Origin of the sequence: Butyricimonas sp. BSD2780061689_150309_C8, from assembly GCF_015560935.1 — a bacterium.
GTDB lineage: Bacteria > Bacteroidota > Bacteroidia > Bacteroidales > Marinifilaceae > Butyricimonas > Butyricimonas paravirosa.
The window spans coordinates 81,308-100,122 of the sequence record NZ_JADMSV010000005.1; the positions used below are offsets into that span (position 1 = coordinate 81,308).

At 43.7% G+C, this 18,815-nt stretch carries 18 protein-coding genes and 1 pseudogene; 3 read left to right on the forward strand and 16 right to left on the reverse strand.

The window, feature by feature from the left end; genetic code table 11:
• Positions 1-33 precede the first annotated feature (33 nt).
• The 4 genes from I2I33_RS06760 to I2I33_RS06775 form a co-directional block, all read right to left on the reverse strand.
• A complete protein-coding gene (locus I2I33_RS06760) occupies positions 34-1,002 on the reverse strand; it encodes a DUF5106 domain-containing protein (RefSeq protein ID WP_229128223.1) in 969 nt (322 codons plus the stop codon).
• 112 nt (positions 1,003-1,114) lie between these two features.
• Entirely contained in the window at positions 1,115-2,074 is a 960-nt protein-coding gene (locus I2I33_RS06765) for a helix-turn-helix domain-containing protein (RefSeq protein ID WP_162613835.1), read from the reverse strand.
• 14 nt (positions 2,075-2,088) lie between these two features.
• On the reverse strand, positions 2,089-2,352 hold the full coding sequence (locus I2I33_RS06770) for an HU family DNA-binding protein (protein WP_087421833.1): 264 nt from the start codon (positions 2,350-2,352) through the stop codon (positions 2,089-2,091).
• A gap of 350 nt (positions 2,353-2,702) precedes the next feature.
• Positions 2,703-3,671: a hypothetical protein gene (locus I2I33_RS06775; protein ID WP_087421832.1), complete on the reverse strand. Its 969-nt coding sequence runs from the start codon at positions 3,669-3,671 to the stop codon at positions 2,703-2,705.
• A 240-nt stretch (positions 3,672-3,911) separates the two neighbouring features.
• Here I2I33_RS06775 and I2I33_RS06780 point away from each other — a divergent pair, with 240 nt between their 5' ends.
• Together I2I33_RS06780 and I2I33_RS06785 are read left to right on the forward strand one after the other, a co-directional pair.
• The gene (locus I2I33_RS06780) at positions 3,912-4,496 is read left to right on the forward strand and encodes a DUF3575 domain-containing protein (protein ID WP_087421831.1); all 585 of its coding nucleotides are present in this window, start codon (positions 3,912-3,914) and stop codon (positions 4,494-4,496) included.
• An 8-nt stretch (positions 4,497-4,504) separates the two neighbouring features.
• Positions 4,505-5,575 carry a DUF3868 domain-containing protein gene (locus tag I2I33_RS06785; protein WP_087421830.1) on the forward strand — a complete coding sequence of 357 codons (1,071 nt, stop codon included), beginning with the start codon at positions 4,505-4,507 and terminating at the stop codon, positions 5,573-5,575.
• A 442-nt stretch (positions 5,576-6,017) separates the two neighbouring features.
• On the opposite strand, the gene I2I33_RS06790 is transcribed toward I2I33_RS06785, so the two are convergent.
• The 7 genes from I2I33_RS06790 to I2I33_RS06820 form a co-directional block, all read right to left on the reverse strand.
• A complete protein-coding gene (locus I2I33_RS06790; protein ID WP_087421829.1) occupies positions 6,018-6,788 on the reverse strand; it encodes an exodeoxyribonuclease III in 771 nt (256 codons plus the stop codon).
• Positions 6,789-6,882: 94 nt separating this feature from the next.
• Complete coding sequence (gene gpmA, locus I2I33_RS06795) at positions 6,883-7,572, reverse strand: 2,3-diphosphoglycerate-dependent phosphoglycerate mutase (protein ID WP_087421828.1); 690 nt, start codon at positions 7,570-7,572, stop codon at positions 6,883-6,885.
• A 119-nt stretch (positions 7,573-7,691) separates the two neighbouring features.
• Positions 7,692-8,585: a phospholipase A gene (locus I2I33_RS06800; RefSeq protein WP_087421827.1), complete on the reverse strand. Its 894-nt coding sequence runs from the start codon at positions 8,583-8,585 to the stop codon at positions 7,692-7,694.
• 4 nt (positions 8,586-8,589) lie between these two features.
• Positions 8,590-8,838, reverse strand: coding sequence for a GlsB/YeaQ/YmgE family stress response membrane protein (locus tag I2I33_RS06805; RefSeq protein ID WP_027199968.1), 249 nt, complete (start codon positions 8,836-8,838; stop codon positions 8,590-8,592).
• Between the two features lie 129 nt (positions 8,839-8,967).
• Entirely contained in the window at positions 8,968-10,002 is a 1,035-nt protein-coding gene (locus I2I33_RS06810) for an inorganic phosphate transporter (RefSeq protein ID WP_087421826.1), read from the reverse strand.
• A gap of 5 nt (positions 10,003-10,007) precedes the next feature.
• Positions 10,008-10,658: a DUF47 domain-containing protein gene (locus I2I33_RS06815; RefSeq protein WP_087421825.1), complete on the reverse strand. Its 651-nt coding sequence runs from the start codon at positions 10,656-10,658 to the stop codon at positions 10,008-10,010.
• 90 nt (positions 10,659-10,748) lie between these two features.
• Entirely contained in the window at positions 10,749-11,747 is a 999-nt protein-coding gene (locus I2I33_RS06820; RefSeq protein WP_087421824.1) for a 4Fe-4S binding protein, read from the reverse strand.
• A 75-nt stretch (positions 11,748-11,822) separates the two neighbouring features.
• Between I2I33_RS06820 and I2I33_RS06825 the strand changes: the two genes are divergently transcribed.
• Positions 11,823-14,087: a cation:proton antiporter gene (locus I2I33_RS06825; RefSeq protein WP_087421823.1), complete on the forward strand. Its 2,265-nt coding sequence runs from the start codon at positions 11,823-11,825 to the stop codon at positions 14,085-14,087.
• 114 nt (positions 14,088-14,201) lie between these two features.
• Here the strand turns inward: I2I33_RS06825 and I2I33_RS06830 are convergent, their stop codons facing one another.
• The 5 genes and pseudogenes from I2I33_RS06830 to I2I33_RS06850 all read right to left on the reverse strand — a co-directional run bounded on the left by I2I33_RS06830 (position 14,202) and on the right by I2I33_RS06850 (position 18,767).
• A complete protein-coding gene (locus tag I2I33_RS06830) occupies positions 14,202-14,651 on the reverse strand; it encodes a hypothetical protein (RefSeq protein WP_118304935.1) in 450 nt (149 codons plus the stop codon).
• Between the two features lie 194 nt (positions 14,652-14,845).
• Positions 14,846-15,931 (reverse strand): annotated as a pseudogene (locus I2I33_RS06835) (DNA polymerase III subunit gamma/tau); the annotation flags it as partial.
• Positions 15,932-16,023: 92 nt separating this feature from the next.
• On the reverse strand, positions 16,024-16,434 hold the full coding sequence (locus tag I2I33_RS06840; protein ID WP_087421820.1) for a polymer-forming cytoskeletal protein: 411 nt from the start codon (positions 16,432-16,434) through the stop codon (positions 16,024-16,026).
• An 8-nt stretch (positions 16,435-16,442) separates the two neighbouring features.
• On the reverse strand, positions 16,443-17,519 hold the full coding sequence (locus I2I33_RS06845; protein ID WP_087421819.1) for a hypothetical protein: 1,077 nt from the start codon (positions 17,517-17,519) through the stop codon (positions 16,443-16,445).
• 492 nt (positions 17,520-18,011) lie between these two features.
• Positions 18,012-18,767: a tetratricopeptide repeat protein gene (locus I2I33_RS06850; RefSeq protein WP_087421818.1), complete on the reverse strand. Its 756-nt coding sequence runs from the start codon at positions 18,765-18,767 to the stop codon at positions 18,012-18,014.
• Positions 18,768-18,815: the final 48 nt, after the last annotated feature.

Here is an 18,815-nt window from a genome sequence, read left to right on the forward strand (position 1 = left end):
GACACTTTATAAACTTTATAAACCTTACGAACTTTATAACCTCTCCCCCAAATAGGCCTCAATTACCCGGAAGGGAGCATCCTTCAACAAAACCCGTTTCTCTCGATCCAACAAATAGAATGTCGGGATCGCCCGCAAATCATAGAGGCGTTCCTTCGTGATCACTTGACCGTCATCATAAGTACACATCCATTCTTTCGGTTGTTCCGGCAACATTCGCCGCCATACCTCTAGCTCGGGATCAGGGAATACAGATAAGAATACTAGTTTCTTCCGGTTACCCTGTACTTTGACATTCAACAAGTTCTTCACCACCCCGGATGCCTCCACCTCGGCCTTAATGGCCCGGCAGGCATTACAATCAGGATTATTGAAGAAGAGAATCGTGTAATCCGCATTTATGCCCGACAACTTCCCTTTCTTCCCGGAAGGTAATGTATAGGTGAAATCGGTTGCCGGATTCCCCACCCGATTCTTTAGCGCCATCTCCAGCCGAAAAGCGGGACGCATTTTATCTATCTCTCCCACCCGTTCGGAATTCACGATATATTTCAGCACGGGAAGATAAAGTTCCTCGTTCAACATCGGGGAATTCGGGTTATAAAGATATTTATCATACAACACCGTGAAATAGGCAAACATCAGCGTATCAGCCGATAATGCCTTATCCAACATCCCGAAAATCTCTTTCTCAGCATCGGTATACGAGACATAAGGCAACACCTGCAAGAAATCCACGAAAGCCTGTTCCGTGATCTCTGGCATCCGGATCAAAGAAGTATCGGCAAAATTAAACTTATCCCAGTAATGAGTCACCAAGTATTTCGCCCGTTCCCGCTGGTCGGTATAAACAGGTGGAATTTCCGGTGCCTGAAATGATTTGATTTCTGTATTTTTAGGTTCCTCTTTTCCCTGTTTTTTAGGGGAAGAAGAACAAGCGGAGATTACTAGCGATAAACACGCGACAGCAATCCAAACCCGAACGATCCTACTCTTACTCATAATTCAATCTTTCATTTTCCTACACAAAGATACATTTTTATCCGAAAAACGAGGAACAAAAAAAGAATCCGGGAGTCACCCCGGATTCCATCCTAAAATTTACACGTTCACACTATAACGCGTCTACTACTTTCTTTTGCTCATTAAAAAACATCATCCGTTGAATCTCACCACTTTGCGAAATCAGCGTGGAATGTCTCTTCAACGAATGAATCCATTTCTTTTGATAATCACATATTTTACTGTCTCGCGAATCCATCGAGTTGATCGAATAAACCCGCAAAAAACATATCTGAAACCCGACCTTCTCCACGTAGCTATACGTTGCTTCAAAATTCACGTTAGAGAGATAAACCGACAAGGCGTTCCCATTGTGAAACGATCCTTTTTCAGACAATATTTCCAACTCGCGTAAAAGCTGGTGTAACTCCTTTTTCATGTTTTGCACGTCGTTCGTCGAAACCAGTCCCAATTCAGAGAAATACTTGATCTCTTTAACAAACGAACCGAAGAGATTTTCATCCAGTATAAAACAAGTCCTTCTGACAAGCCTTAAATCTTCAATTAATTCTTTCTGAACTTTTACTAATTTTTCCGGAAGAACGATGTCGGACAAGGACGCGGGAGTTCTCAAGCGTTCGTTCTGATATAACCACCTGCCAATCCGGAATTTTGACAAATGCTCGTAAGGGGCGTAAAATGTATAAGGAATCGTGTTCGACGCAGTCACTATCTCCGTTGTCGGGTCCGTCTTCACATAACGAAAAAGTTTCTGATAGCGCACCAGAATATCGTAATAGTTATCCATCGGATCCGCTGGATTGAGCACGTTCAAGTCGAACATCGCCCCACCGGACATACTGTTACCAATAATCTTATCCAACGATATGCCCAGCTGACTGGCGATGATCGCGACTTCGCTGAACGTAAAAGCAACCTCACCCCTTAATCTCCGGTAAATCGCCTCCTTACTCATGCACAATATATCCATAAGGACATTAGCAAGATTACCCTCTTTAGGGGTAACCTCGCGCATCGTGCTGATTAATTCATTTACCACGGCATTTTTCATAGGGGTATTATTCCTTAATCAAAAAAGTATTTACCTATAGAAAATTTAACTACTTTCTTAGCCGGAATCACCATGTTTTCCTTGCTATTCGGGTTATAACCGTTACGTTCTTTACGTTCTCTGATAGCGAAAGATCCTAATTCTAACAAGGATATTTTTTCACCTTTTTTTAACGTCTCAGCCATGGTTCCGATTACAGCGTTTACAGCCTTAGCTGCTTCTACTTTACTGGTTCCGTTTTTCTCGGCCACTTTTTCAATTAATTCTCGTTTGTTCATTGTAAATGGTTTTTAATTAATAAATAGAGTTTATTGCCACATATCACGAAACCGCATCCGGTGATTGCTCACCCGACGCGGTTCGATTCTAATTGTATTTTTGTCTCATTGATTCGCACGTTTAAAATTCATACTATACAAGTGGCATCTCGCTCACTCAACAGTACAAATATGAAGTATATTCTTCACAATTCTGTGCTACATTCAGTGTATCAACAATATACAAACTTTCTAATATCGTATCATATTTTACATTTCAATTTATTTTGTGCAATAAATAATTCTAATTCAAATGATTATTTCATTAATCGAAACGAGAATTAAAATAGGCTTTCAAAAACTGAACATGGCTAAATACACAAACCCTCGACAATTTCCCGCTGTGTTTTGAAGAATTTGATACGTTGCATTTCCCCACTCTGGGATATTAAAGTGGAAAATTTCTTCAACGAATGAATCCATTCTTTTACACTATTAAAAACTTGCTCATCGCGCGTTGCGAAAGAGTTGATCGCAAAAACCCGGACCAAACTGATATGGTAAGCAGAAGAGGCGATATAACTATAAGTTGCCTCAAAGTTTATATTAGATATAAATATACAGACCTCCTGTCCCGTTTTGAAAGCACCTCGCGTGGCAATCTCCTCCAACTCATCGAGTAACTGGAGTAACTCCTTTTTCAATTTTTGAACATATTCATGGGAAATCAGATGCACGCTGGCAAAATACTTGATGTCGTTAATCAAGTAAATAAATAATTTATCATCCCATATATACTCCGTATGCCCGAATTCCTGCGATTCCCGCACGAACTCCCGCTGTTTCTCCAGTAATTTATCCACGATCTCAATGTCCTCGAAATGTTTCTCTATATCAATCTTTTCAAACTGATATATCCATTTAAACATCCGGAATTTGGACAGGAGTTCATATTTCAGGTAAAACGTCTGGGGAATCATGTTCGAAGAAGTACAAAGTTCCGAAGACGGGTCTCGATTTAAATCCCTGAAAATCTTCACGTAATTGTCCACGATGGAATAATAAGTCTCCAACGGATCGGTCTGACGTATAATATTCAGATCAAATATAGCATTCGAATCCGCATTCGTCCCGGCCAGCTTATCCAACGACACCCCCATTTTCTGGGAAATCGCGGCAGCCTCTGCCAGCGTGAAGGGAACCTCCCCCCGTAATCTACGATACACAGCTTCTTTACCTAAATATAACATATCTATTAGCGTATTCGCCAAATTAGTACCATTCGGTAATTTTTCATTCATAGCTTTAATTAACTCGCTATTGTAATTATAAGTTGTCATGATTTGAGTTTTTTATTAATACAACTATTTGATTTATTATACGAGTCTGTATTTATTTCTGTTGCGAAATACGAAATAAATATCTTACAAATTTAATAAAAATCTCGAAAAACAAGTCAAAATAAAATTGTAATTCCTTCATTAGAAAAGATTTAGTCCGCAAATACACCTTTATGGTCACCAATCCAAACGTTCCATCTGATACTTTTGTAATAACAAAAAAACAACGTAAGCAGGGTAATGATGAGGAAAGTAATAATCGTAGCAGGTCTGATTTTATTCGTGGTGATAAGCAGATCTCACGGACAAGAAAAAAGGTTTTACGACGCTCCTTTAATAGGAGTGAAAACAAATGCCCTTTACTGGTTGACGACCACCATTAACGTCGGAGCAGAAATTGGATTGGGCAAGAAAACAACGGTGGATTTACTAGGGACTTACAACCCCTGGAGTTTTGGAGATAACAAGAAAGTTAAGCATTGGTTGATACAACCGGAGTTTCGCTACTGGACCTGCGAACGCTTTAACGGCCATTTTTGGGGGATACACGCTTTTTACAGCGAATTCAACATGGGTGGGATTAAAATGCTGGGACTGGAGAAATATCGTTACGAGGGAACGCTTTACGGGGCCGGAATCGCGTACGGACACCAGTGGATTATAGGGAAACGATGGAACTTGGAGGCCACGATCGGCGTGGGTTACGCACGTATCGAGTACGACAAGTACGAATACCAGACCTGTGGACCATATATCAAGAAGGGTACGAAAGATTATATCGGACCCACGAAAATCGGGATCAATTTTATATATATTATAAAATAAGTAAGGTGATGAAAAGAGCGTTTATATATACCATATTCTTGTTGACAGCCGGACTGTTCCTCACGGAACTCAAGGCTCAAGAAGTATATTTGGGAGAGGTGAAAATTATACAGAATCGTTTCGAGCAACAGGGAGACAGCGTTTATATCGAAATGAACGTGAACTTGAACGGCTTACCCGTACACAAGAACCAAGCTTTCATCTTGACCCCGGTAGTCGAAACCGAGAAAGAATCCGAGGAACTACCGTCCATCGTGATTAACGGGAAAAGACGGGAAAAAGCCTACCAACGAGCGCTGGCTTTCAATCACGGGCATCCCCCTTTCCCAATCTACACGACGGTCATTGTCAACCAATGGAGCCGGGAAAGAATCGCCTATAACGTGGTCATTCCTTACGAAACTTGGATGAAGGACGCTAAACTGAATTTACGGGAAAACTTCTGTGAATGTGGCGGAGAAAAACGTCTGATCTCCATCAAGATGCTGGCGCAAACCATCACCTTGGAAAACCGCGAGAAAAAAACAGTGGAAGTGGTTGCTACCGAAAAGGTTGAAGAAGAGAAAAACATATACTACAAGGAAGGTTCAGCATACCTGGACTTCCCGCTAAACCAAACTTATATACTCCCCGATTTCAGAGGAAATCAGAAGGAGCTGGACAAAATCAGGGTAACTCTTGATTCCATCACGAGCAATCCCGACTACGAGATCACGGGGATTTACCTCACCGGCTTCGCATCACCAGAGGGATCATACGCGCAGAACGAGGTGTTATCCAGAGATCGCACGAGAGCGCTGAGGAATTACTTGCTCCGCAGGTATTCATTCCCGGAAAACCTTTACCACGTGGATTGGCGAGGGGAAGACTGGATCGGGTTGAAAAGATTGATTCTCCTGTACGGGATGCCGGATGAAGAACGAGTACTCTCGATTATGGAAAACTACAGCGTGTTCGAGGGAAGAGAGAAGCGCCTCATGGATTTGAACAACGGGAAACCGTACAGGTACATGATGAAACATTTCTTCCCGGAATTAAGACGAGTGGATTACAAGATCACGTACAAGGTGATTAAATAAAGAAATTAAAACTATGACTAAACCAGACTAAAAATAATTCCTGAATGCCCCCCGGTATAACAAACGCCGATCCCCACATACACCTCTTACCGGGGGCATTCTTCTAAAAAATTAAAAGGCTATCCTTGAATGTCCCCGGTTGTAACAAACGCCGATCCTCACATACACCTTCTTAACCGGGGCATTCTTCTAAAAAATTAAAGGGCTATCCTTGAATGCCCCCCGGTTGTAACAAACGCCGATCCTCACATACACCTTCTTAACCGGGGGCATTCTTCTAAAAAAATTAAAGGGCTATCCTTGAATACCCTTCGGTTGTAACAAACGCCGATCCTCACATACACCTTCTTAACCAAGGGTATTCATTTACAAGGGCTGATCATTGATCAGCCCTTTTTTCATTCATTCCCAACTCTAAACTTTTAGCTTTTAGCTTTTAACTTTAAACCTCCCCCATTTCCAGCACGCAAGGACAATGATCCGAGTGATGCACTTCCGGCAAAATATAAGCATCTTGCAGCCGGGATTTAAGACTTTCGCTCGCCATACAGTAATCAATACGCCATCCCTTGTTATTTGCCCGGGCGTTAAACCGGTAACTCCACCAAGAATATTTCCCGGCCTCTTCGGGATGGAAGTAACGGAACGTGTCGATAAAACCGGTATCAATAAATCCCCCGATCCATTCCCGTTCTTCCGGTAAGAACCCGCTATTCGTGGCATTCCGCACCGGATCGTGAATATCTATCGGCCGGTGACATATATTGTAGTCCCCGCACAAGATCAGATTCGGCCGTACCTTTTTCAGCTCCCCGATATAATGCTGAAAATCCTCTAACCATTTCATCTTAAATGCCTGCCGCTCGTCGCCGGTAGTCCCGGACGGATGGTACACGCTCACGACAGAAAGATCACCGTAATCGGCACGGATAAAACGCCCCTCGTCATCATAAGCCGGAATACCCATCCCGTACTCCACGTGGTCGGGTGCCACCCGGGTCAGGATGGCAACCCCACTATACCCCTTTTTCTTGGCTGAAAAAAAGTACGACTTGTAACCTAACGCCTCGAATTCCAGTGTAGGTATCTGATCCGGCTGGGCCTTCGTTTCCTGTAAACACACGACATCCGGCTGTTCTTCCTCCAGCCATTGTGTAAAACCTTTGGACAAAGCGGCCCGTAACCCATTCACGTTATAAGTTATAATTTTCATACGATTCATTTTACAATTTGCCTCAAACTTACAAAAAAGAAGTGAACCCCAAAAGCCGGGTATTACTTTTAGGGTTCACTTCACACGTGGAAATCTATTCCAGATATTTACGAGATAAGGGATGCAATTGCTCATCCAGCTCATACAATTGGGGAATACCCGTCGGTATCTCCAACTTGACGATCTCCTCGTCGCTAATATCATCCAGATATTTGATCAACGCCCGCAGGCTATTTCCGTGGGCCGTTACCAGAACCGTCTTCCCTGCAAGCAACGAAGGTGCGATATAATCCTGCCAGAACGGGAGGACCCGCGTGATCGTCAATGCCAATGATTCCCCCAAAGGAAGAACGGCCGGATCAACATCCCTGTACTTATCCTCGAAAACGGCACAACGAGAATCATCCGGCTCCAACAATGGTGGTGTCACATCAAAACTCCTTCGCCATATATGCACCTGCTCCTCCCCGTATTTCTTTGCCGTCTCCGCTTTATTTAATCCCTGTAATGCCCCGTAATGTCGCTCGTTCAAACGCCAGTGATGAACTTCGGGTACCCACACCCGATCGGCAACTTCTGCCAAAATATGCTGCGTACGAATCGCACGTTTCAAGACGGAAGAATAAGCTACATCAAAGAAGAGATCATGTTTCTTAATCAACTCTCCCGCCCGGCGTGCTTCCTGTTCGCCCCGTTCACTCAGGTCGACATCCGTCCACCCGGTAAACCTGTTTTCCTTGTTCCAGACACTTTCCCCATGCCGTACCAATATTAACTTGTACATAACGCTTTTATTATTTAATTGTTAATAGAGTATACGAAAACGGGAAGAAAAAGTTGGAAAAGCGTGGGCTTGTGAGTGGAAATCTAAAATTTTAAATCTAAAGTAAGGACTTTATGAACTTAGTAGTAATTTCTCAAAACCGGTTTGATACAAATACCCACTCGCACCATCGACACGTAACGATCGTATTCCAAAAGATTCTCCGCGTACCCGTTATAGTATTGTAAAAAGAAATACTCGTTAGCTTTCGGAGAAGGCTTGAAATTGATCTCCAGCGTCGTGTTCATGTTAATAAACTTCCGGCGGGGATTAATCACGGCCGAACACCATAGACGCTCGTCTGCACTCTGGTAGTTAAACGCCATGAATCCGTAGCCTTTATACTTCAACAAATCGGGATTTCCTTCTTTATCGACCCATCCAGCCCATAATTTCATCTGGGCAGAAAAACGGTAATCAATAAACCACGAACCCGAAAGAGAAATGTAATTCCAACTGCGAGAGGCCAGCGAATCCCGACCGTTCGACTCGTGTTCAAAAGAAAGAACCGCTATTCCCATCAGTTGATTACGATAGATCAACGCTTTGCTCAAACTAAGCCCCGGATTAAAATTATTATCCAGAAATGGACTGGACTTCCCGTAAATATCCCAAAACGAACGCTGCGTGTAAGTTAAATACAAGAAGGTCTTGAAAGGCAAGATACTTTTCGTCAGACGTTGCCGGATACTGATCTGAAACTTGGCATCCGCACTGTGCTTGTCAATCTTCCGGTTCGTAGGCACCCCCGTAACGAAATAATTATCCCGGAAAATGCCAAAACTCGGCGTGTTATCAAACAACTCCAACGCGGTCTTCTCATCAACAACCACGGAACCGCCTTTTTTCTGCTTGCTGATCTCCTCCCGTTCCTGCAATATCCTCTTCTCCTCGTCTGTCTGGGCTTGCAACACCAAGGGCGTAAACACGCAAAAGCATAAAAGTATATAAATACCTCGGACCTTCTTTTTCATATATCTACGAATTTCTTTTACTGAACAACGAAACAATCGCCAGCAAAACAATCGCCCCCACGGTCGCCGTGATCAAACTCCCGATAACACCCGTTGTCCATATTCCCATGATGCCGAAAAGCCAGCCTCCCAACACGCCACCAATGATTCCCACAATCAGGTTCACCAACAAACCCATTCCACCTCCCCGGACTATTTTTCCTGCCAAATACCCGGCAAGAATACCAATCAAAATATACCATATAAACATCATAACTTATAAAATTTAGGTTAATCTATCTATTTAAACTTGATAGAGCCCCAAAAAGTTATGATATTATGCATAAAAAAGTTCATAAAGTAGAACCTTATGAACTTTATAGACTTTACAAACTTTATATACTTATTCCGGCAAGGTCAGGAACAACCCCATCACCCAGTAAACAAGACCGGACATCACGACGGTTGCCGGAATCGTAAGAATCCAGGCCGCCACGATATTCGTGGCCGTAGCCCACCGAACAGAAGCAACCCCTTTCGTGATTCCAACCCCGATAATAGAGCCGGTAATCGTGTGAGTCGTACTCACGGGAATCCCCAACACGGCTGTTCCCATCAATGTCAAAGCTCCCGATGTCTCGGCACAGAATCCCTGCACGGGTTTCAACCGGGCCAACCCGTCCCCCAAAGTCTTGATCACCTTCTTTCCCCCGATAATCGTACCTAAAGCGATCACCGAGTAGCAAGTAACAATCAACCAAGCGGGAACATGAAACTCTCCTGTATTCTCGTACAAATAATCACTCACGAAAGTATTACTTCCTGCAACACTATATAACAGGATGGCAATGATACCCATCGTTTTCTGCGCGTCGTTAGCACCATGTCCCAAACTGAATATAGCGGAAGAGAACAACTGCAATCCCTTAAACAACCCTTCCACTTTCATCGGGTGTTTTTTATGAAACACGAGCATCGTGAGACACATCATGAAGAATCCCAGTATCATACCAATCAAAGGGGACAGCACGATAAAGATGGCAATCTTGAATATCCCGGAAGCAACCAGAGCGTCACCCCCGAACGTGAACCATACCGGACCGATCAATCCCCCGATCAAAGCGTGGGACACACTGATCGGCATACCGAAATGAGTACACAACCAAACCCAGATCACCGAACCGATTAAAGCTGCCAAAATAAGATATTCATTGATTTTCGAGGGATCCACGATTCCTTCGCCCATCGTGTGAGCCACGCTCACCCCAAAAATAAAGATAGCGGCAAAGTTCCAGAATGCTGCCCAGCAAACAGCCATCGTGGGAGAAAATACACGTGTCGCCACGATCGTAGCGATCGAATTGGCCGCATCATTCATTCCGTTCAAAAAGTCGAAAAGAAGAGCGATCACAATAGCTAAAAGAACGATTGTCAACATAGCGATCAGGCAAATTTAATAATAATACCTCGCACAATATCCCCCACGTCCTTTGCCCGGTCGGTAGCGTCTTCCAACACCTGACCGATATTCTTCAGTTTCACGAGTTCGATAGCGTCCTTCTCGTTCGCGAAAACATCACTCATAAATTGTTCATACAAATCATCCACGTCATGCTCGATCTGTTTGATACGAACACATTTCTCGTTAATCTCCTGCGGTTTTTTCTGGATATACTCCAATCCATTCATAATATCCTTCAAGATACGAGCATCTTCCACGATACATTGCCCCATCGCAATCAACAACTGGTTCACACTCTTCGGACGGTACATCAACATTCGTTTCGCGGCATCGTGAATAAAATCAAGAAACGTGTCCATACGGCCACTCAACAGATTAATATCCTCGCGATCGAAGGGAGTAACAAACGTCTTGTTCAATTCCTCGTACAACTTAGCGGTGATCATATCTCCACTATGCTCGAACTCCTTGATGTCCTTGTACAGCGCTTTCTGTTTTTCAGGGTCTTGCTCTTGTAATAACTCCACCAAAAGTTTGGCTGCAGCCTCTATATTAGCGGCTTGCTCGATATACAAAGGGTAAAACTTTTTTTCCTTTACCACAAATAATTGAAGAAATCGGTCTATTTTCATATTTTTTATTGATTAGCACACAAATGTAGTATCCCTACGCGGATATGCACGTTAAAAAAACCAAAATATGCAATCTTTTTTTCCACATATTTAAACCCGGGCAATAGAAAGGAAACACGTGAAAAGTACCAGTGTAGTCCCCAACCAAAGGCGTTCCGCCAATATAGGAGAGATTCCCCAAAAATGATACTCCAAGGCATCATGACCGCATCCCGCGAGACAATCTCCGCACAAAGTACAGTTGATTGCCGGATGCCCTTTCAGCACGTCTACTTTCGACAGAGCCCCATACCGACACTCCCTCGTACAAGCCATGCAATGCCGGCAACGATCGTTCAGACGCAACCGCCACGGAGACACGTGTTTCAAGTACATGACCAACGTCCCCGCCGGACAATAGGAAGAGCAATGTATGGCAACATGACGCCTTTTAGACACGAACCCAATAACCATGATTCCCACCATCCCGGCAAAAGCCGCAAGCCCCGTGGAATAAATCACCGGAACCCCGAAACCTCTCAACGCGGAAGCAACACCTATAAATACAAACAATACCGTCCAACGCATTCGGGACCTCATTTTAGAAGAAGGGACCTCCCGTTTTCCATTTTTTCCCGCTGCCAGACTATCCCACGCCCCGAAATAACAGAGCTGGCTGCACCACGCACCCCCGGACAATAGAATCGTTACGAGAAACAAAAACGGCATGAATGACACCTCTCCCCGGTAAAATACCCCTGCCGGGACCAGTCCGGGTATGGGAAAATGAAGTTTTCCCGACATCAGAAACACACTATCCACGAAAATCCCTAAAAATAACTGACTAAAGAACACGATCGAGAAAAGTAGCCAAATACGTCTCCGCCACACGCCTCGTCGTTTCCGGTCGAACATCAGCAAATATAGCCATCCACCGAAAAGAGCTGCCAGCACAATTTGAACCCATCCTCCGCCCGGCAACAATCTCTCCCCCAACAGCAACGGTGGTTTCACGACAACCTGTACCACGGAAAGCAACATTCCCGCGACAATCGTCGTGAGTATCGCCCCCAACACGGCCCCTTTTTGAATGTTGATTTTTTTTCTCATATCCACACAAAGATAATTGATATTTATTCATCCAAATCAAAAATCATTAACTTTGCTCCCGCAAAAATAAACATCATGTCAGACATTCCTGTCCTAATATCGGATTTGGCGATTATCTTATTTTCCGCCGGATTGATAACCATCCTCTTTAAATGGCTAAAACAACCTGTCGTGCTGGGCTATATCATGGCAGGTATTATCGCAGGCCCCTACACGTTTGGCGGCCCCATGATCATGGATGCCGAGAATATTCATATCTGGGCTGACATCGGGGTCATTTTCCTCCTGTTTGCCTTGGGACTTGATTTTAGTTTCAAGAAACTCATGAACATCGGGGGAACCGCCATGATCAGCGCCCTTACCATCGTGGGTGCCATGATGATGTTGGGTTACATCACCGGGCTGTCACTCGGATGGGGACACATGAATAGCCTCTTTCTCGGGGGAATGCTCTCGATGTCATCCACCACTATCATTTTCAAGGCGTTTGACGATATGGGTCTCCGTAATCAGCGTTTCGCAGGAGTCGTCTTCGGAATTCTTGTCGTGGAAGATCTCTTCGCCGTCGTCCTCATGGTATTACTTTCCACGCTGGCCGTCAGCAAGCATTTTGAAGGTATGGAAATGGTCGACAGCATCCTTAAACTCATCGCCTTCCTCGTTTTCTGGTCTATTACCGGGATATTCCTCATCCCGACCTTCCTGAAAAAAACGAAACAATGGCTCAACGGGGAAACATTATTAGTCGTGTCACTCGGACTCTGTCTCGGCATGGTTCTACTTGCCGTGAAAGCCGGTTTTTCCTCCGCACTGGGGGCTTTTGTCATGGGGTCCATCCTGGCGGAAACCATCGAGGCCGAAAACATCGAACACCTCATTAAACCCGTGAAAGATCTCTTCGGGGCGATCTTTTTCGTCTCGGTCGGGATGATGATCGATCCCGCCATGCTCGTCGAGTACTGGTTCCCGATATTACTGATCACCGCAGTCGTCATGGTCGGACAAATCACGTTTGCCGCATCCGGTGTACTCCTGTCCGGGCAAAGCCTCCGGATTGCCATCCAATCGGGATTCTCGTTAGCACAGATTGGAGAATTTGCTTTTATTATCGCAAGTCTAGGTATGACCCTGCACGTGACGGACAAATTTCTCTACCCCATAGTAGTTACCGTCTCCGTCATCACCACCTTTTTCACCCCCTACATGATTCGCTTGGCAGACCCCGCCTACCAGTTCGTGACCAAACACCTACCGGCCCCTTGGATTCATTTCCTTGACAGGTATAGCACGGGAACGAACACGATCCACCATAAAAGCACATGGCACCAACTACTGAAAGCGTTATGCCGCATAGTGATCACCTACACCATCCTGTCGGTCTTCACCATAGCTCTTTTCCTACAATACCTGACCCCGTTAATCCGCAAGGAACTTCCCGGAATACAGGGCGGCCTTGTTAGCGCCGTTGCCATTCTGCTACTTATCTCCCCCTTCCTACGGGCGATCATGATGAAAAAGAACCATTCGGAAGAATTCCAACAATTATGGAGTGATAGTAAATACAACCGGGGACCACTCGTATCCCTCATCGTTCTACGGGTAGCACTCTGCATCGGGATCGTGATGTTCGTCATATCCAGCCTCGTGAACGTCGCTGCCGGTCTTCTGCTGGTGATCGCCACCGCGGTCATCCTGTTCTTCATCTATTCCAAACGGTTAAAAAAATACTCTATACAACTGGAACGTCGTTTCCTGCGTAACTTCACGGCCCGCCAACAGGAACAAGAACGCAAGTCTCCCATCAAGCAACGTTTTGTCAAACATTTACTTGACCGGGATCTCCACCTCGCCGACTTCGAAGTGTCGCAATCCTCTCCCAGCGTCGGCAAAACGCTAAAGGAATTGAATTTCCGCCAGACCTGCGGGGTCAGCGTGGTAACAATCATCCGGGGAGAAGAACGCATAAACATTCCCGGTGGGGAAGAACGCCTATATCCTTTCGACCACATCATCGTGACCGCCACGGACAAAGAAATTAACGTCTTCCGTGAGTTTGTCGAAAACCGCGTAGAAAAACGGAAACACGAACTTGAACAACAGCGTCCCCCGGAAGTCAGCTTGGAACAATTCACCATTGAGGCCGACACGCCACTCGTGGGACGCACCATCCGGGAATCCGGTATCCGTGATAAAGCCGCCTGTCTCGTCATCGGCATCGAACGCAACGGCACCTCCACCATGAACCCCACCCCGGACACCACCTTCGAGGCCGGTGACGTGGTTTGGATCGTTGGTGAAAAAGACAAATTGCTCCATCTCGCCGCAGGAGAAACTATTTAACAATTGAAAATGAAGAAAAGTTTAAAGCTTAGAATTTAGTATGGAATCAAAAGGCATCGTCCCACCCCGTGCGACTGGAAATTTAAAATCTAAAATCTAAAATTTAAAATTACATCATTCTATCTCCAACCCGAACAAGGCTTTCAACTCACTCACGGCTGGATTGATCTCGACAAAATGATCGAATTTATCCTTAGCCGTGAAAAGCCGTCTTTTCTCCTCGCCATTTTCCGGTTCCGTGTAAACTTGAACATTCAGGGTAATAAAACCATTATTCAATCTTTTGGTAAGGAAGGAGAGCAAGTAAGGATGTATATCCGTCACCTTGGACAATAAAAAGTCATTATCAACCTCAAGCGTGATGACAAACCCTTGCACTTTGGGAGTGTGAGAAGTCAAGGCAATCTTAACGGTCGTATCTTCCTGCGAAGTTGCGACGTAAGTTTCCAACGCGGAAATCACATCCGCCACCGTAAATTCGCTTTGTGCTTTTACCCGGTTATCCTCAACCTTTGCACCTCCCTCTTCCTGCCGGACCTGCAAGCTCTCCCGGGTCTCCGCCATTGCCATTTTCAATTTAAATGAATGTGGCGGTTCTGCCTTATAAGTATTCGTTTTTCCGGCAGGGACAGAAGGCTTTTCCCCGGAAACCGGAGCCGTTGTCCCACCATCCGTTTGTTGGAATTTCCCATTAAAATCAGCTATTTTTAATAGCCCGGTAAATTCCTCTATGCTAAGACTTTTTTTTTTAGTTCATTAATTTGGCATAACTTGATCAAGGTGAGTTCCACGCATAAACGTTTCTCCACACGCATTTTATACTGCATCTCGCATTGCTCGATCACTTTCAAGGCATCAAATATGAATTCGGGAGTTACAGTTTTCGCTTGTTTCAAATAACGTTCCTTGATGGATGCACTCACTTCCAGCAATTGCACGGTGATTTCTTCTTTAGCAACCAATAAATCACGGAAATGACGTCCCAACCCGGAAACCAAGTTACCGGCATCAAAACCTTTCTCCATGATCTCGTTAAAAAGCAAGAACGTATCGGCCATTTTACCATCGTGGAATAAATCTGTCAACTTAAAATAGTAATCGTAATCCAACACGTTCAGATTCTCGATTACCTTATCATAGGTCAAATCCTTCCCGCAAAAACTCACCACTTGATCGAAGATCGACAAGGCGTCACGCATGGCCCCGTCGGCCTTCTGCGCAATCACGTTCAGCGCCTCTTCCTCGGCCTGTACACCTTCTTTGGCTGCAATTCGTTTCAGATGCTCGATCGTGTCGGGTACTTTTATCCGGTTAAAATCGTAAATCTGACAACGTGACAAAATCGTCGGTAATATCTTATGCTTTTCGGTCGTTGCCAGAATAAAAATGGCATGGGCAGGCGGCTCTTCCAACGTTTTCAAGAAAGCGTTGAAAGCCGAGGCACTCAACATATGCACCTCATCAATAATGTACACGCTGTATTTCCCTACCTGCGGCAATATCCGCACCTGATCAACCAGACCTCGAATATCATCCACGCTATTGTTAGAGGCAGCATCCAACTCGTGAATGTTCAACGAACGCCCGCTATTAAACGCCTTGCACGACTCACACTCATTACAAGGCTCGGCATTCGGTTGTAGATTCATGCAATTAATCGTCTTGGCAAATATACGGGCACAGGTTGTTTTGCCCACCCCACGGGGTCCACAGAACAAATAAGCCTGAGCCAGTTGTTTATTAAGAATCGCATTCCTCAACGTGGATGTAATCGAGTGCTGCCCGATCACCGTGTCGAAACTTGCAGGTCTATATTTACGCGCCGAAACAATAAAATTCTCCATGATAATCTATTACAGGTTGTTACCCGGCACGAGTAAAAAATCGTACCGGATTACAAATTTACAAAGTAAAATGATTTATCACGCCACAAAACCTAATAATTTTTCTTATCACGTGAAACTATGTACGATTTATCTTCTATAATTTTATAAACACCATCAATAACAACCCCCGGCTCGATATAAATATTTTTTGTCAAGATATTTCCTTTTATATGAGCCGGAACCTGTAACGTCAAGGCCTCCAACGCCACAATATTTCCTCTTACCCTCCCGGAAATCAAGGCTGAAGAACACTTCACGTTTCCTTCGACACGACCTTCTCTAGAAATCACAACCCGTTCCGTTGTAACAATATTCCCTTTAAAATCGCAATCTACCCGAACAGCTCTTTCCGCACGTAAATCCCCGGTAATCGTTGTTTTGGTCGGTAAATTTATAAACGCATCAACCTGTACCTCTTCGTCAGATTCATACCGCACCTTCTTTTTCTTTCTAAAAAACATATCCTCGATTAATCACTACATTCAACAAACGTTACGCAAGTAGTGGCATTCCCCACATCCAAACCGACAGCCAACCGAGAGGTTGAACTTTTCAAAAACACATCAGGGTCAAGCGCCTCCAAACCGCCAAGCGCATCATTTCCCAATTTCGATTTCGAATGGAGACAATAACCATGAGATGCACATTTCTCCGGTTCTGGATAAACGGATATAGAAAGGAAATCCCCAAATTCATCTTTTATACAATCGATCAAATCTTGATAATAAGCACCTCCCCCGGCCACAAACATCTGATTACATTTACTGAAATCATCATCTGTAAATGCTTTTTTCAAACGAGGAGAGATTACATCATTGTAGTACATTCTCAACACCTTTTTACGTAAATCCGTAACATCATGCCGTATCCTGTTTATTGTAACCCGACCTTCTTGAAACAAAACATCCAGTTGATGTTCCGTTTTCAATTCCAAATAAAACTTCTTGGATAATTCATACTCAAATAGTTTTACCGCATAACGAATTCCATTCATGCTGACCGCAGAACGATTCACGATCCCAGAAGGAGTACTTACGACCGCCTCACAAGTTCCGAAACCCAAACTTATCATGAAAAAATTACCTTGCGCACATATACTCCCCTCCCGAATTGCCGTAATACATCCCACGATCTCCGGAATAACATCTATCCCTGCAATATCTATTTTCTTTGTCTCCAATCCGGCATGATCAAATGTCCCACTATCAAAAGTTATCGTTTGCCCCGTTCCTATTATGTCTCGAACTTCATCTCGATACAGCATATAGGTAGAAAAAGGGAAACCCACAGTCAAATTTATCGCAAAATCTCCTTGAGAAACCGCCAGTAATAAACCAGCTTTCAATAATAATTGATATTCTTCCTCCACAGGAGCTGAATTGATATTTTTGTGAGGAGAATATCCCTCTCGCAAAGCTAAATTTCCAACAATATAATCGTTTTCGTTAATCTTGATTTTTATTCCATCCAAAAGGTTATTTGCAACCTTTGAAAGTTCTTGATTTGTAAACTCATAGGTACTTGGAAAACAGTATGACTTTATCATATACTTTTATTGTTATTTATATTATTAAACGATCGTTTAATAATATTCACACTACAAGACATCGTTCCGAATTATAGAAAAACACAACACATTGGTTCTTAATAATGAGAAAATAAATTTCTTCTATTTACAATTTGCGAAAATTGTATATATTTGTATTTCATAAAACGATCTTTTTATGATCCTCCAAATCACAATATTCACATCTAAATCTCACAAAATACTTGATTTTAATAACTATCCAAGAATAGGCGAGAAAAAGGGGATTTAAGTGCCAGTACATTGAACAAAGACTAGATACAGATGACTTATAGACGAGATAAAGATGAGTTGCATCATCTTTATCTAGCTTCTATTCCATTGATATGCGTTATCTGAGCCTTTAACTGGAACAAATTTCAGCTACTAATCATATAATCTTCCAATAATAAAGGGGGTAACTACTTATTTTTGCAGCTATCCCCTTCACCGTACATTTTATGTATCTCGCTACTATATCTTTTCCAAGTCCGTTTTAGCAATCCACCCTTCGTTTCCATCGGCCAAACGCACGTTGTACCAATCTCCTAGAGTTCCGATAACCTGTACTTTCAGTCCTTCGTGAATCACAAACAATTCGGTACCGCTATTATCCGGAGCCCCTCGTACCACCACGCTGGGAGTCATAATAATACCGCTATCCCTGTCGGTCATCCGATGATATTGTTTCAAAGCAAAGAAAATGGTCATCACGGACACCAACAGCATGATTATCCCTAAAGTGAACCAACTTTTCTTTAAAGATATGGATGTTGCATGAAAGAACAACGCTGCCATGATCAGAAATCCTATAAACAGGATGACAGACACGTACGCCCATTGATCAGCCGTGAAAGCGGTCACGAAAGCATTATACCAACGTACAAGGAAAAGTTCCGGTAATACCTTGATATTGTCAACCGTGGCCTTTTGCGCCATCGTCAGATTATACTTTATATCATTATCGCCCGGATGCAACAATAAAGCACGTTCGTAATTCAATATGGCTTTCGCAGTCTCCCCTTGCTTGTAATAACAGTTTCCCAAATTGTAATACACGGTCGCGGATTCCATGTCATCGGACAACATCTCGTTATACAAATCAATCGCTTTCTGATAGTCGCCTTCCTGGTACATTTTAGTTGCCTCCTCCGCCAGCGTCTTGACATCAGTAGCATAGGTCACCACACCGGATAAGAGCAACATCAATATTATATATATCCTTTTCATTCTTTTCAACTTTTAGTTTTTAACCTTAGTTTTTAGCTTCTAACTTTT